This is a genomic window from Sinorhizobium fredii USDA 205, assembly GCF_001461695.1.
Taxonomy (GTDB): domain Bacteria; phylum Pseudomonadota; class Alphaproteobacteria; order Rhizobiales; family Rhizobiaceae; genus Sinorhizobium; species Sinorhizobium fredii.
The window spans coordinates 142008-156515 of record NZ_AUTC01000199.1 but is presented as its reverse complement, the minus strand read 5'-3'; the positions used below and the strand labels follow the sequence as shown (position 1 = coordinate 156515).

Annotated in this window: 10 protein-coding genes; 1 reads left to right on the top strand and 9 read right to left on the bottom strand. The window is 63.1% G+C overall.

What is annotated here, in order from left to right; translation table 11 throughout:
• Positions 1–113: 113 nt before the first annotated feature.
• The 7 genes from N181_RS29560 to N181_RS29530 form a co-directional block, all read right to left on the bottom strand.
• Positions 114–2957: a valine--tRNA ligase gene (locus N181_RS29560; RefSeq protein WP_060564115.1), complete on the bottom strand. Its 2844-nt coding sequence runs from the start codon at positions 2955–2957 to the stop codon at positions 114–116.
• Between the two features lie 222 nt (positions 2958–3179).
• Positions 3180–3980 (bottom strand): PopZ family protein, encoded by an 801-nt coding sequence (locus N181_RS29555; RefSeq protein ID WP_014328211.1) that lies wholly within the window; start codon positions 3978–3980, stop codon positions 3180–3182.
• A gap of 266 nt (positions 3981–4246) precedes the next feature.
• Positions 4247–5611, bottom strand: coding sequence for an outer membrane channel protein TolC (gene tolC / locus N181_RS29550; RefSeq protein ID WP_014328210.1), 1365 nt, complete (start codon positions 5609–5611; stop codon positions 4247–4249).
• 281 nt (positions 5612–5892) lie between these two features.
• Positions 5893–6552 (bottom strand): protein-L-isoaspartate O-methyltransferase family protein, encoded by a 660-nt coding sequence (locus tag N181_RS29545; protein WP_014328209.1) that lies wholly within the window; start codon positions 6550–6552, stop codon positions 5893–5895.
• 218 nt (positions 6553–6770) lie between these two features.
• Complete coding sequence (gene exbD / locus N181_RS29540; protein WP_014328208.1) at positions 6771–7196, bottom strand: TonB system transport protein ExbD; 426 nt, start codon at positions 7194–7196, stop codon at positions 6771–6773.
• Between the two features lie 5 nt (positions 7197–7201).
• Positions 7202–8152 carry a tonB-system energizer ExbB gene (exbB, locus tag N181_RS29535; protein WP_014328207.1) on the bottom strand — a complete coding sequence of 317 codons (951 nt, stop codon included), beginning with the start codon at positions 8150–8152 and terminating at the stop codon, positions 7202–7204.
• Between the two features lie 210 nt (positions 8153–8362).
• Positions 8363–10807: a ComEC/Rec2 family competence protein gene (locus N181_RS29530; protein ID WP_037435260.1), complete on the bottom strand. Its 2445-nt coding sequence runs from the start codon at positions 10805–10807 to the stop codon at positions 8363–8365.
• A 317-nt stretch (positions 10808–11124) separates the two neighbouring features.
• Here N181_RS29530 and gltA point away from each other — a divergent pair, with 317 nt between their 5' ends.
• Entirely contained in the window at positions 11125–12414 is a 1290-nt protein-coding gene (gltA, locus tag N181_RS29525) for a citrate synthase (protein WP_014328205.1), read from the top strand.
• Between the two features lie 31 nt (positions 12415–12445).
• Here gltA and lpxB read toward each other — a convergent pair whose 3' ends face one another.
• Both lpxB and N181_RS29515 read right to left on the bottom strand, forming a co-directional pair.
• Positions 12446–13630 carry a lipid-A-disaccharide synthase gene (lpxB, locus tag N181_RS29520; RefSeq protein ID WP_037393442.1) on the bottom strand — a complete coding sequence of 395 codons (1185 nt, stop codon included), beginning with the start codon at positions 13628–13630 and terminating at the stop codon, positions 12446–12448.
• Positions 13627–14508, bottom strand: coding sequence for an LpxI family protein (locus tag N181_RS29515; protein WP_014328203.1), 882 nt, complete (start codon positions 14506–14508; stop codon positions 13627–13629). The genes lpxB and N181_RS29515 overlap by 4 nt, the downstream gene beginning before the upstream one ends.

Genomic DNA, 14508 nt, shown 5'->3' with positions numbered 1-14508 from the left:
GCAATTCGACGGCTGATCGCCCGACGGCGGGGCGATTCGAAGTTGCATTGCGACAATAAAAATCCGCGGCACTTCTGCCGCGGATTTTCATAAGCATTCAGGCATCAAGCGATCTAGCCTGCTTCCGAAACGCGGCTTAGAGCGACGCCGAGCGAGTCCTTCTGCAGGTTGAGTTCGGCCAGCCGCTCCCGTTCCGCCTCGACGAGTTCAGGCTTTGCGTTGGCGACGAATTTCTCATTGGCGAGTTTGCCGAGAATTCGCTCGCGCTCGACGTCGACCTTGGCGATTGCTTTCTCAAGGCGGGCCTTTTCGGCGGCCAAATCGATGAGGCTGCCGAGCGGAAGGCAGGCAGTCGCCTCGCCGATGACGATCTGCGCGCTGCCGCGCGGCGCCGCTGCGGCGTGCTCGATGCTCTCCACCCTCGCCAGCCGCTTGATCGCGGGGCCATGGCGATCGAGCCGCTCGCTCGTCAGACCCTTGGCACCGACGATGACCAAGGGCGCCATGGCCGCCGGCGGAACGTTCATTTCCGCCCGGACCGAGCGGATCCCGGACACGAGGTCGATCAGCCAGTTGATTTCGTCGGCCGCCAGGTCGTCCGCATAGAAGGCAGCCGGCCATTCGGCGTGGCAAAGGAGCGTGGCGCGGTTGCGCCCCGGTCCGGCGGTCTTTTCCCAGAGCTCTTCGGTCATGAACGGCATGAACGGATGCAAGAGCTTGTAGGTTTCGTCCAGCACATAGGCGACGCAGGCCTGCGATTCGCGCTTGGCCGCCTCGTCCTCGCCGCCGAAGACCGGCTTCAGCAGTTCGAGATACCAGTCGCAGAACTGGTTCCATATGAAGCGGTAGAGACTTCCGGCCGCATCGTTGAAGCGATATCCCTCGACCGCTTCGGTGACGTCGGGGATCGTGCGCGACAGTTCGGTGAGGATCCAGCGGTTGACCGTCAGCGAGGCGGCTTCCGGAATGAAGCCGTCGCTGCTCGTGGCGCCGTTCATCTCGGCAAACCGCGTGGCGTTCCAGAGCTTGGTGCCGAAGTTGCGATAGCCGGCAATGCGGGCCGGATCGAGCTTCACGTCGCGCCCCTGGGCGGCCATGATCGCCAGCGTGAAGCGCAGCGCGTCGGCACCGTATTCATCGATCAATTCGAGCGGATCGATGACGTTGCCCTTCGACTTCGACATCTTCTGCCCGTTCTTGTCGCGAACGAGCGCGTGAACGTAGACAGTGTGGAACGGCTCGACGGGCGTGCCGTCGGCATCCTTCATGAAATGCAGGCCCATCATCATCATTCGGGCGACCCAGAAGAAGATGATGTCGAAGCCGGTGACCAGGACATCGGTCTGGTAGTATTTTTCGAGCTCCGGCGTCTCCTTCGGCCAGCCGAGCGTCGAGAACGGCCAGAGGGCGGACGAGAACCAGGTGTCGAGCACATCCTCGTCGCGCGTCAGGATTTCACCCGGCTTGAAGTTCTCGAGCAGGTCCTCGACATAGGCCTTCATCGGTCCTTCATGCGCGATGTAATGCTGAATTGCCGCGTGCAGCGCCTCTTCCTCGGTCTTCTCGACGAAAACCTGGCCGTCCGGACCGTACCAGGCCGGGATCTGGTGGCCCCACCAGAGCTGACGCGAAATGCACCAGGGCTGGATGTTCTCCATCCACTCGAAGTAGGTCTTTTCCCAATTCCTGGGGACGAAGGCCGTCCGTCCTTCCCTGACCGAGGCTATCGCCGGCTTGGCCAGCGTCCTGGCGTCGACATACCATTGCTCGGTCAGACGCGGCTCGATCGGCACGCCGCCGCGATCACCGTGCGGCACCGTATGCCGGTGCGGCTCTACGTGGTCGACGAGACCTGCCGCCTCGAGGATCTCGACGATCAGCCGGCGCGCCTCGAACCTGTCCTTGCCATCGAGCTGATCCCAGGCGCCGTGGAGCGCAGCCGGGTGATCCAGGCCCTCGAGGAAATCCTCGTTGTTCTTGATGGTGATCCGTCCGTCCGGCGTCAACACGTTGACCTGGCGAAGCCCTCTGCGCTTGCCGGCCTCGAAGTCGTTGAAGTCGTGGGCGGGCGTCATCTTCACGGCGCCGGTGCCGGTCGTCGGGTCAGGATATTCATCGGCAACGATCGGTATGCGCCGTCCGACGATCGGTAGGATGACGTGCTGGCCGACGATCGCCTTGTATCGCGCGTCATCGGGATGCACGGCGACACCTGTGTCGCCGAGCATCGTTTCCGGACGCGTCGTGGCAACGACCAGATAGTCGCGGGTTTCCCACTCGGTGGCATTGCCGTCGTCGTCGAAACCGACCGGGTGCTGATAGGTGACGCCTTCTTCGAGCGGATAGCGCAGGTGCCAGAGATGACCGTTGACCTCGACCTGCTCGACCTCGATGTCAGAAATCGCCGTCTGCAGCTTCGGATCCCAGTTGACGAGACGCGTGTCGCGATAGATCAGGCCTTCCTTGTAGAGGCTGACGAAGACCTCGACGACCGCTTCGGACAGCCCTTCGTCCATCGTGAAGCGCTCGCGCGACCAGTCGCAGGAGGCGCCGAGGCGCTTCAACTGGTTGAAGATCAGGCCGCCGGATTCGGCCTTCCATTCCCAGACCTTATCGATGAAGGCCTCGCGCCCCATCTCGTGGCGCCCCGGCAACTTGCGTTGCGCCAGCTGCCGCTCGACGACCATCTGCGTGGCAATGCCGGCATGGTCCATGCCCGGCTGCCAGAGCACGTCCTTGCCGCGCATGCGCTCGAAGCGCACCATGACATCCTGCAGCGTGTTGTTGAGGGCGTGGCCCATATGCAGGGAGCCGGTAACATTCGGTGGCGGAATCACGACGCAGAAGGTTTCGGCGCCCGGCTCTACGCCGGCGCCGGCACGAAACGCGTTTTCATCGTCCCACTTCTTGGCAATACGCGGATCGACGGATGCGGAATCGTAGGTCTTATCGAGCATTCTTTGACCAATTTTCGAGATTGATGTCAGCGTTTTGTAAACCGGAACGGCCCGGCCAAGTCAACACAAACACGGAAAAAGCCGCGACGATTGCAGCGCCGACGTGTCAACTCAAAGGTGTCTGGTAGCGGCCGCCTTGCGTAACGGCTCCATGCACCGGAGCCTGAGAACCGGCGCTCAGTCGCTTTTTCGAGCGCTTCGAACCGGCCTCCCGGCAATGGATCAGCGACGGGGACCGCGTGCCACCCGCTCGATTTCCTCACGCACCAGTCTTTCGACCAGCGTCGGCAAGTTGTCGTCGAGCCATTCCTGCAGCATCGGGCGAAGCATGGCCTCGGCAATCTCGTCGAAAGAGCGCCGCGGCCCGTAGTCCACGGCGTGCGCCAGATCATCAAAAGCCCGCGCCACCTGACGGCCGACGGCGGGTGAAACGATCGCCCCGCCGCTGGTCTTGTCGCCCTTCTCCGCCACTTCCGCAGCCGGCAGGTGAGCCGGCGCCGTTGGCGCGGCGGCCGCCGACGCGGGCACTTCAGCAAAGTTGCGCGACGACACGGCCTCGGGCGTCGATTCGGCTGCGGCCGAGGGGGCTTTCGGAAATGAAACTGCCGCCATTCGCTGTGTGATCACCGGGCTGTCCCCCACCGGACCGGCCGACTCGGGACTGGCAGGCTCGGGATCAGCAGGCTCCTTGGCGGCGTAGTGCGATGCATGCCGCTCGGAGGCCGCGCGAACCCGTGCCGCCACGTCGGCGAGGGAAAGCGGCGGCGAAGAGGATGCCGGCACTTCCGCGCCGCTACTGGTCGACTCCGCGCCCGATGACGACATGTGGGAACGAGTGTCGGATGAATCGAATATCGCTGCATCGATTTCGGAGTCGATCGTCAATTCGATCGCATCATCCGTACCGTCCTCGAAGGTTTGCGCTGCGCCGGCAAGACCAGGCTCGTTGTTCTCGATGATCTTGCGAATGGATGCCAGGATCTCATCCATCGAAGGTTCTCGTGCGACATTGAGCTGTGCCATTTCAATCCTCGTTTGCTGCGGACAAGCGCGTGTCGGAAGCGGTCCGCGTGCCGATTTCGAAAGACCTTATGTGAGTCCGCGAACGAAACAAATGTCGCGAATCAGTTGAGGAAATTCTTGCACAGATTTGTTTTTTTGCAGCAGGTTCCGCAGCAACCAAAGCAAATCGCGCGCCCATGGCAAACCACGGGCGCGCGATACTTCCTTGCAATATGATCTGATTTCCTGAACCGAATTCAGTTCAAGAAAAGCGAAGCTTGATAACCTCAGCGACCGTCGACGGTACGCAGGCCGAACCACTTGTCCTTGACGGCTTCGTAGTGCTGCTCGGGGCGATACTCGGCCACCTGCAGTCCCTGGTCCCTGACGGTCAGCCTGCCCATAGCCGCGAGCAGAGCGTAGCTCGCCACCACAGCGTCGCGCTGAGCCGCGGCAAGCGCTTCCTGGGCATCCAGAACATCCTGTTGCGAGTCGAGGACGTCGAGGGTGGTGCGCTGGCCAACCTTGCGTTCCTCGATGACGCCTTCCAAAGCGAGGTTCGCGGCCGAAATCTGCGACCTGCTTGCGGTGATCCGGGCGAGCGCGGATTCTAGCTGCGCATGGGCGGAAACGACCGTCTGCTGCACCGAGGCGCGCGCCGAATCGACAAGAATGCGCTGCTGACCCAAGACTTCCTTCGCCTGGCGAATCTGACCGTATTCAGCGCCACCCTGATAGATCGGCACTTCGAGGCGGGCGGTAACGCTCGCCGTGGTGTCGTCAAGGCTGGAATTGCCGGTGTTGCGCGTCACCGATCCCTGCAGGACGACACCGGGCAGCATCGTGCCCTCGGCCGATTTCACCTGGAAGCCTGCCGAATCGACGTTGTATTGCGCCGCGAGAATCTGCGGGTTCTCCCGCAGGCCCGTGGCAACCGCCTGATCGAGAGACCTCGGCATGGCCTTCGTTGCCGGCCGCGGCTGCCGGATGCCCGTCGGGGCGTCGCCGACGATCTGCACATAGACTGCTTCGCTCTGCTTCAACTGTGCAATTGCGGTGACGAGCAGCGATTGCGCGTTGGCGAGTTCCGCATTAGCCTGGCTCACGTCCGTCCGGGTCCCCTCGCCCACATCGAGGCGAGCCTGGGCGGCATTCAACTGCTCCCTGAGGAAGGCCAGGTTCTGGCGGCGAATGGCGACGATCTGCTGATCGCGGGCGATATTCGCATAGGACTGGGCGGCCGCCAGAAGAATCTGGATCTCGTTGGCCTTCAGCGTCTCCCGGCCAGAGAACACGTCCGATTGCGCTGCCCTGACGTTGTTCAGGGTTTGAAATCCGTCGAAAATCGTCTGGGTGATCGAGATGCCGACCTGCCCGTCATGGAGATCGCGGGTCCCCGTTCTCTCCTGATCGACTCGTGTCAGCGTACCGGTCGCCGCGGCAGAGATCTGCGGGCGGTAACCGGACTTGGCTATCGGAACGCCTTCGTCGGTGGCACGCAGGCCGGCGCGCGCGGCATTGAGATCCGGATTGTTCCCATAGGCCTTGGCCATTGCCCCGGAGATCGTCTCAGCGAGCACGGTGTGCGGCGCAAGCAACACACTGGTCGAGACAGCCGCCCACAAGGCTGCTTTGCGGACAATCGACACCATCTTCCCTCCGTTCAGCCGAGCGGCACGCGCCCGGCAATTTCCAGCGGATCAAATCCCCCGTGGGCGACCCGCTCAATCCAATGCGACGAAGCTCCCTGCCGCCCCTCGGCGGGCAAATCACCGCTTCTTTCCACTTTGAACCCCGGATTCGAACTTACGACAACCGTACACTGCATTCGAGGGGGGTATTTCAAAAAGAAACACATGATACGTTGCCGATTGGCAACATTGCAGAATTGGCCTTAACACGCGCATGCTGAGATGCCTCAATAAGTGGCACCTCAGAAAATAAACGGCCGCTCGCGATGGAAGCCAGGCAGCGGCTTCACGGACGTGTTGAAATCGGATCGCTCGGAAGTTCTGCCCGATTCGCGCATATAGAGTTTTGCACGTGAGGCGTTACCAAACCCTTCAACGGCGATAAGGCGACCGCCGTCCCGAAGCTGCTCGAAGAGCGGGGCTGGGATAGCTTCGACCGCACCGTTGATGAAGATCACGTCATAGGGCGCTTCGGCTGCATATCCGTTGGTGAGAGGGCCGCTTGTCACCGCAACGTTGCCATAGCCGAGACGCGCCAGCGTTTCGGTTGCTGCGGCGAAAAGCTTCTCATCGCTTTCCAGCGCCACCACAGAGCCGGCTATCAGCGACAGCAAAGCGGAAGCGTAACCCGTCCCCGAACCGATCTCGAGGACCTTGTCCGATTTGCTGATTCGGGCGAGTTGCAGCAATTTCGCCAGTGGCGACGGCTCCATGAGGTGGCGCGGGGCGGCCCCGCCGACAAGCTCGATATCGGTGTCGATATAGGCAAGTTCCTTCATCTTCGCCGGCACGAATTCCTCGCGTGGCACGGAGAGGAAGGCAGTCAGAACCGAATGGGAGGTCACATCCGTCGTTCGGATCTGGTTGTCCACCATCTTAATGCGCGCTGCTTCGAAGTTCATGATACTGCCTCATGTGCGAATGGGCGCGGCGCCGCCAACCCGGAACCCCCGCGCGATCTCAGCCTGGCTGCGTGACAGCCTCTTGCCTAAGCTCATAATTCGCCGCACCGCCGGTTTCAAGCGACCGCGACATTCGGACCGCAAAAAGGAAAGCCGCCAGCGGGCAAGGCTGGCGGCTCGATGCGGTTGGATTGATGGCGGCCGGCGGGCGAGATCCGTCAGCGGCCGGGTGCGGCCTCGAGCCCGACGAGGGCTATCTTGCCGTAGCCCGCTCCCTGTATTAGGTTCATGACTGCCATCAACTCGCCGTAGTCGACCAGTCGGTCGGCGCGAAGCAGAACGCGGGTTTCCTTGTTTGCGTTGGTGATCCGCTCGAGTTCCGCCACGAAGACGTCACGTCCCGTCTCCTCATTGCCGATCGCAAGCGAGAGGTCCGCCTTCAGCGTCACGAAGACCGGCTTGTCGTCGCGCGGCGTCGGCTGGGCGACCGATTGCGGCAAATCCACCTTCATGTCGACCGTCGCCAAGGGGGCGGCTACCATGAAGATGATCAATAGAACCAACATCACGTCGATGAACGGCGTGACGTTGATCTCGCTGTTCTCGTCGAGATCGCCGCTGCCCTCGGATATCCGTCCTGCCATGGCCCTTACCCGATCCTGGCGATCGACGCGTCGGCGCCGTAGCCGTCCTGCCGCCGCGGCTGCGTCTTGCGGACATGGCGATAGTCGAGATCGCGGCTCACCAGCCTTTCAACCGCAGCGGCGGCATCCGCCAGGATCAGCTTGTACCCACCGACCGAGCGGGCAAAGTAGTTGTAGATCACCACTGCAGGTATGGCGGCGACAAGCCCGATGGCGGTCGCCAGCAGGGCTTCGGCGATACCGGGCGCGACAATCGCCAGATTGGTCGTTTGCGCTTTGCTGATGCCGATGAAGGAATTCATGATGCCCCAGACGGTACCGAACAGGCCGACGAAGGGGCCGACAGAGCCGATCGATGCCAGAATGCCGGTGCCTGCGCTCATCCTCTTGCCGGCGCGGATCTCGATGCGGGCGAGCAGCGAGGCGACACGCTCCTTGACGCCTGCTACGGGTGCCTGATCCAGGACCGCCTCGGAACGGGTGATTTCGTCGACGGCGGCAGCGATCATCTGGCCCGCCGCTCCCGCCTTGCGGTCGAGTTCCACCTCGGCCAGACCCTTTGCTGCGGTGAGGAGGCGAAGTGCGCGCTTCATCCGCGATTTCGCAAAGGCAAGCTCCAGCGTCTTCACCAAGAAAATCGCCCATGTGACCACAGAGGCGAGAGCAAGGGAGATCATCACGCTTTTGACGACCACGTCGGCGGCAAGGAACATGCCCACTGGTGACAGGTCATGCGGAAGGATCGGGGCGCCGGCGATCGCGCCGCCTTCGGCCGGCAGAGGCGCCGTTATCGGGGCCGGCTGGGCCGCAGCTTCAACCGGCAACTGAACGGCCGTCGGCACCTTCACCGGCTCCGATGGCGCCGTCTGGGCCGCGACCATTGCCGGAGCGGAAAGGAGAATGGCGAGCGTGGCCGCCAGCAGCATGTTCAAAGTCGGACGGCTCCGATTGGACATCTCGTTCCTCATAAATCGTGCGCTTACCCGATCGGCGTCGGCGCGTCGGGCAAGCGAGTTCAACGCGTCACCGATGGCAGGTTGCCAAGCTTTCCTCGCCAGCATGCTCCTTACGACAAACCGGGTTCGGATGACAAGGATATCTGGAGTATAATAATCATGAATAACGGCGAGGCAACGCCAGAACGAAGCTGTAGGCCCCGATCCCTTTTAGAACGCGGCCTGTTCGGAGGAAAAAGTATCGCTGCGCCAATCATAGCGCCGGTGTTGTTGCCAAGGCCTTTGTGTCGACGGGAACGACGTCACGATGCGCATCCGCTCAGGCGGCGCCGCATCGGCATAAATCTCGATCGCGCCAGTCTGCCGCAATGTCGTGCCTGTCACGACCAGGGGTTTGCCTGACGGACAGGCCGGCAGCGTCCGCCGTGTTGCGGCGACCACCAGATCGACACGGCCGCACAGGGCTGCGAAGACCTCCGGAGCATCGACCACGGCTACCACCCAGCCTTCCCGGCTGCGGCCGACGCACCACTCACCCTTGCGGCAGGAAAAGGCCCCCGGCTTCGCAGCGCTCAAAGCCGTCGCCGCTTCGGCCGCGCTCGCCATTGCGTCGACCGGATGCGCGGCCGTGGAATTCCGCGGCGGGCGCTCAATGCCGTTCCTCCTCCGGCCTCCGGCAGGCATCTCGACCGGGGCGATATGGCCTCCGAGAGCAAGCGCCCGTTGCCATTGCGAGAAGATGAACTCCGGCGGCCGCGCCTTGTTGGTGGCGATCGCTTCCCCGGTGATCAGGCCGACCAACTGGCCGTCTTCGGATATCGTAATCGACGGCCGTTCCGCCTGGCGTTCCAGCGCGATGGATGACCCGCCCAGAAGGATCAGCGCCGCGCCGGCAAAAGCGAGTCGGGTTCTCAGCACGCACAGCAACACTCCGCCGAAAGCGAGCAGGAAGAAACCTGTGACGCCGATCCGACCAGTGGCCCACTCACCGTCGAGCGTCGCCACATAGCGCGCGACGGCAAGCATCCAATCCAGCCCCTGCCCCATCACCATCAAGGGGTAGTGTTCCAGCCCGAAGGGCATAAGCAGCATGGCAAAGAGCCCGAACGGCATGATGAGAATGCCGATCAACGGCGTCGTCAGGACATTGGCTAGGAGCCCGTAGGCGGGCAGCCGATGGAAATGCGCTGCCGCATAGACGGCGGTGGCCAGGCCGCCAATGAGCGACGTGGCGACAGTGGCGACGAGCGGACCGGAGACTTGGCCCAGTCGAGATGTCTTGGCATCCGCATTCCGCAGCCGATGGTCGCGCCAGCGCGCATAGCCGGCGACAAGTGCCAGCGTCGCAGCAAAGGACATCTGAAAGCCGGGACCGGCCACGGCCGAGGGCGACCATGCGATGACGATGAGGGCGGCAATCGCGACATTGCGCAGGCTGATGGAGACGCGGTCGAAAAGAACGGCGACGAGCATGATCGAGATCATGATCCAGGATCTGAGGGCCGACACCGCGCCACCGGAAATCAGGATGTACAGGAAAACCATGGTGAGCGCGCCGGCGGCGGCAAACTTCTTGATCGGGCGCCTCGCCGCAAGGCCGGGAACCAGGCTCAGCAGCGTTCGCGCCCCGATGAGGAAGGTGCCCGCCGCCAGAACCATGTTAAGCCCGGAGATCGCAAGGACGTGCGAAAGCCCGGCGGCCCGCAATGTCTCGACGGTCTCCCGGCTGATGGCGCGTTCCTCGCCGGTCACCAGTGCTGCGGCGATGGCGCCGGTGTCGCCGCCGATTGCCGAGCGAATGCGATTGCCGACCGCTTCGCGCAAGGCCACCAGGCGGGCCGTCATCTGTAACGAGAGCGAGAGACCGCCATTGCCCTCCTCTGGTCTGCGCGGCGCACCGTAGAAAAAGCCGACGGCGCCCACACGTTTGAAATAGGCATCGAATGCGAAATCGTTGAGACCCGGAAGCGCCGGGCCGGAGGGCGGCGAGAGACGAACCTTGCCCTCGATGGTGGAGCCGATGGGAAAAGGTTCGTGGCGGCTGCGTGCCAAGAGCGTCGCCTTCTCGGGAGGCCTGCGGAGCTTCGGCCCGGAAGTCCCGGCGATCTCGACCAGGTAACGCCAGCGCCCCCTGTCGTCCGGCTCACGCGACAGCACGGTGCCACGCAGGTTCGTCGTCACCGGACCATCGAGGATGACGGTATCGACACGGCGCGTCTCGATCGCGGCAAGCAGCATGCCGGCGACAAGGATGGCTGGCGCGAGGGCGAGCGGCCGCCAGGCACGCAGATCTCCCCGGCACAGCAACGCAGATATGCCGAAAATGCAAAGCAGCGCTGCGAGTTTGGCAAGTCCGACGTTGTCGGGCAGCGAAAACCAAAGGACGGCACCAAGCGCCAGAAGCACCGGAATCAACACGAAGCCATGGCCGAAATCATCTTCCTCGCGCAGCTTGGCGCGCAGAATACCGGCGATGGAGCCTGCCGACGTTCGAAGCCGGCCGGCGGAAAAGCGGCGATCGAGCCGCGCCAAGGGATCTTGAGCCACCTTGATCTGCAGGGCTTCGGGAGTATCGAGAACGACCGCGGGGCCTGATAGACGCCATGCGCCGCGCTCCGCGTCGCGCATCCCCGCAGGTCCTCTCCCCTCCCGCATTTCGACCTGCTCTGCCCCCTCTGGCTGCCCGCAGCGATCCTGCAACCAAAGGAACCGCATTGCAATCGGAAGACTAGCTGCCGAAAAAATAGGCAGAGCCGACCACGCAAGGCTGCGCCGCCAGATTAGCGATCATTGATCTTTGCGGATATATTGCCATAACATGCGATTGTTGCGCCGCCATATGCACATTTTCGCATCGCACAATTTGCCTTTCGTACAGCTTGGCAGTCGAAACTAAATCATATAGCAAATTCGCAACGCTTAATTTGGTGGCATAGGACGATGTGCCACAGCGCCAAAAGACGGAGGGTCCCATGTCAGGAACAAGCGCGACAATCTCAATCGATGGAAAAGCAGCTGACCTGCCAGTGAGATCGGGATCCATCGGTCCGGACGTGGTGGACATCGGCTCGCTTTACAAGCAGACCAAGATGTTCACCTACGATCCCGGCTTCACGTCGACGGCATCGTGCGAATCCAAGATCACCTATATCGACGGCGACGAGGGCGTGCTGCTGCATCGCGGCTACCCGATCGAACAGCTTGCCGATCACGGCGACTTCCTGGAAGTCTGCTATCTTCTTCTCTACGGCGAACTGCCGACGAAGGCACAGAAGGATGACTTCGACTATCGCGTGACGCATCACACGATGATTCACGAACAGATGTCGCGGTTCTTCACCGGCTTCCGTCGCGACGCCCACCCGATGGCCGTCATGTGCGGCTGCGTCGGCGCGCTGTCGGCCTTCTATCACGACTCGACCGACATCACCGACCCGCATCAGCGCATGGTCGCGTCGCTGCGCATGATCGCCAAGATGCCGACGATCGCGGCAATGGCCTACAAGTACCATATCGGCCAGCCTTTCGTTTACCCGAAGAATGACCTCGACTACGCCGCAAACTTCCTGCGCATGTGCTTCGCCGTGCCCTGCGAGGAATATGTCGTCAACCCGGTCCTGTCGCGGGCGATGGATCGCATCTTCATCCTGCACGCCGACCACGAACAGAATGCATCGACCTCGACGGTCCGCCTTGCCGGCTCGTCGGGCGCCAACCCATTTGCCTGTATTGCTGCCGGCATCGCCTGCCTGTGGGGGCCGGCGCATGGCGGCGCCAACGAGGCGGCCCTCAACATGCTCGCCGAGATCGGCACGGTCGATCGCATTCCGGAATACATCGCCAAGGCCAAGGACAAGAACGATCCGTTCCGCCTGATGGGCTTCGGTCACCGGGTCTACAAGCACTATGATCCGCGTGCGAAGATCATGCAGAAGACAACGCACGAGGTTCTTGCCGAGCTCGGCCACAAGGACGACCCGTTGCTCGAAGTGGCGATGGAGCTCGAGCGCATCGCGCTGACCGACGAGTACTTCATCGAAAAGAAGCTGTACCCGAACATCGACTTCTATTCCGGCATCACGCTGAAGGCGCTGGGCTTCCCCACCACGATGTTCACGGTGCTCTTCGCGCTCGCCCGCACCGTCGGCTGGATCGCCCAGTGGAACGAGATGATCGAGGATCCGGAACAACGCATCGGTCGGCCGCGCCAGCTTTATGTCGGCGCACCGCTTCGCGACTACGTGCCGATCTCCAAGCGCTGATCGCAACAGCCCGCCCGTTGAAAAAGCCCGGTCAGGAATGGCCGGGCTTTTCGTTTTGGAGATAGCTAAGGACGATTTCTGCCGCCTTCTCGCCCGGCGGGCTGTCGGTTGCCATGCGCTGTTGCACTATCGCGAAGCCATCGAGCATGGCGGCGCGCTGCGGCGTGTCGCTCGAAAGCCTCTCGAACCAGCGGCTGAGCGTCCCGGGCCGAATGGCCTTGTTGAAATATTCGGGAACGATCGGAAAATCGGCAATCAGGTTCGGCAGCGCCGCCGTCCAGATGCGGATCTTTTCATGGAGGAGCGTGACCAGCCAGTCCGCACGATAGGTTGAGACAACCGGAACGCCTGCCAGGGCCAATTCGAGGATGACCGTGCCCGAAGCCGCGATCGCCGTATCCGCCTCGCTGTAGGCCCGCCACTTCATTTCCGAATCAACGGAGATCTCCGGCTGAACCTTCCAGGCTGCCGTCAGTTCCCGCACGCGCCGTTCCTGACGCGGTACCGTCGGCAGCAGGAAGCGCGTGCCCGGATTGCGTGCTGCGATTTCCAGAACGGCCTCGTCGAAGACCGGCAGCAGGCGGCTGATCTCGCTGGCGCGCGAGCCAGGAAGCAGCAGACAGGCCTTGGTTCGGTCCCCCTGCCTCGCCTGCTGCCTCTGACGCCGGTGCTCCCGAACCGCGAGCAGATTGGCGTCCGAGGCCAGCCGGTGGCCGACATAGGTGGTTGGCGGGCCGCCGAGCTTCGCCATCACCTCCGGTTCAAAGGGAAGTACGGCAAGCACATGATCGACATAGCCGAGCATTCGGGGCGCCCGCTCAGGCTTCCAGGCCCAGACGCTCGGACAGACATAGTCGATGATCGGCAGGTCAGGCAGGGCGGCGCGCACCCGGCGCGCGACACGATGGGTAAAATCGGGGCTGTCGATGATGATGAGGGCATCCGGGCGCGCCGCCACAATGGCGCGTGCCGTCTGTCTTATGCGCAAAAGAAGTTTCGGCAGCCGCGCCAGGACCTGGGAGAAGCCCATGATCGACAGTTCGGAATAATCGAACAGGGAAACAAGGCCCTCGGCCTCCAGCCCATCGCCACCGACCCCGACGAGTTCAATCGCCCCGTCGATCCGCCCCCGAAGCGCCCGCACCAGATCGGCGCCGAGCAGATCTCCCGAAACCTCCCCGGCTATGATCGCCAGCCGGTGCGCCCGCTCTGTCATCGCGAGCGCTCTCGAGCGTTGCGCTCGATCCCCAGAACGAAAAGACCGCTGCGGTTCGCCGTCTCGATGACCGCCGGCCGTTCGAGGACGAGTGCGCGCCCCGCCTCGACAGCTATGCCGGCGAGCCCAGCCGCCTCGGCACCCGCCACGGTCGAAGGCCCGATCGACGGCAGATCGGCGCGCTCGTCCTGCTGCGGCTTACAGAGCTTGACGAGAACCCCGCGACGGCGGCTCGACACACGGCCGTCCGCTTTCAGTTCGGCGACCCGCGCCAGCATTGCATCCGTTCCCTCGGCGCCCTCCAGTGCCACCACCCTGCCCCCGATAGCGACGGCCCCCTGTCCGACGTCAAGCGTCCCCAGGGCGTCGGCGGCAGCGATGCCCGCCTCGATGTCACGCAGGTCCTCGTCCGTCGGGGCGTGTTCTCCAATGGGGCCGATGTCCGCCAGCAGGCCGGGAACGACCTCGTGCGCGCCAATGACCCGGGCCCCACTTGCTTCGATCAGGTCCATGGCCATGCGCAAGACCGCGTCGTCGCCACCGGAGACCAGCGTCCTGAGCACGCTCGGTACTTTTGCCAGCGTTTTCAGGGTCGGGCGGATATCGCGCCAATCCGGCCGCCGCCGGACCGCGCCGGAAAGCACGACCCGATCGATCCCCTCCGCCGCAAAGGTTTTGCTGATTGCGGCAAAATCACCAATGGCCAGAGTGGCGTGGTCGAAGCCGCTCCAATCGGCATCGGCCTCCCGCGACAGCGCAATGATGAACGGGTCTTCTCCCTGCCCGCGGGCGGCCTCTGCAACATGGTGCGGCAGCGCGCCGGCGCCGGCGATGATGGCAAGCCTGCCGCTGCTACGCGGCAGACGCGGAGCGGCCAT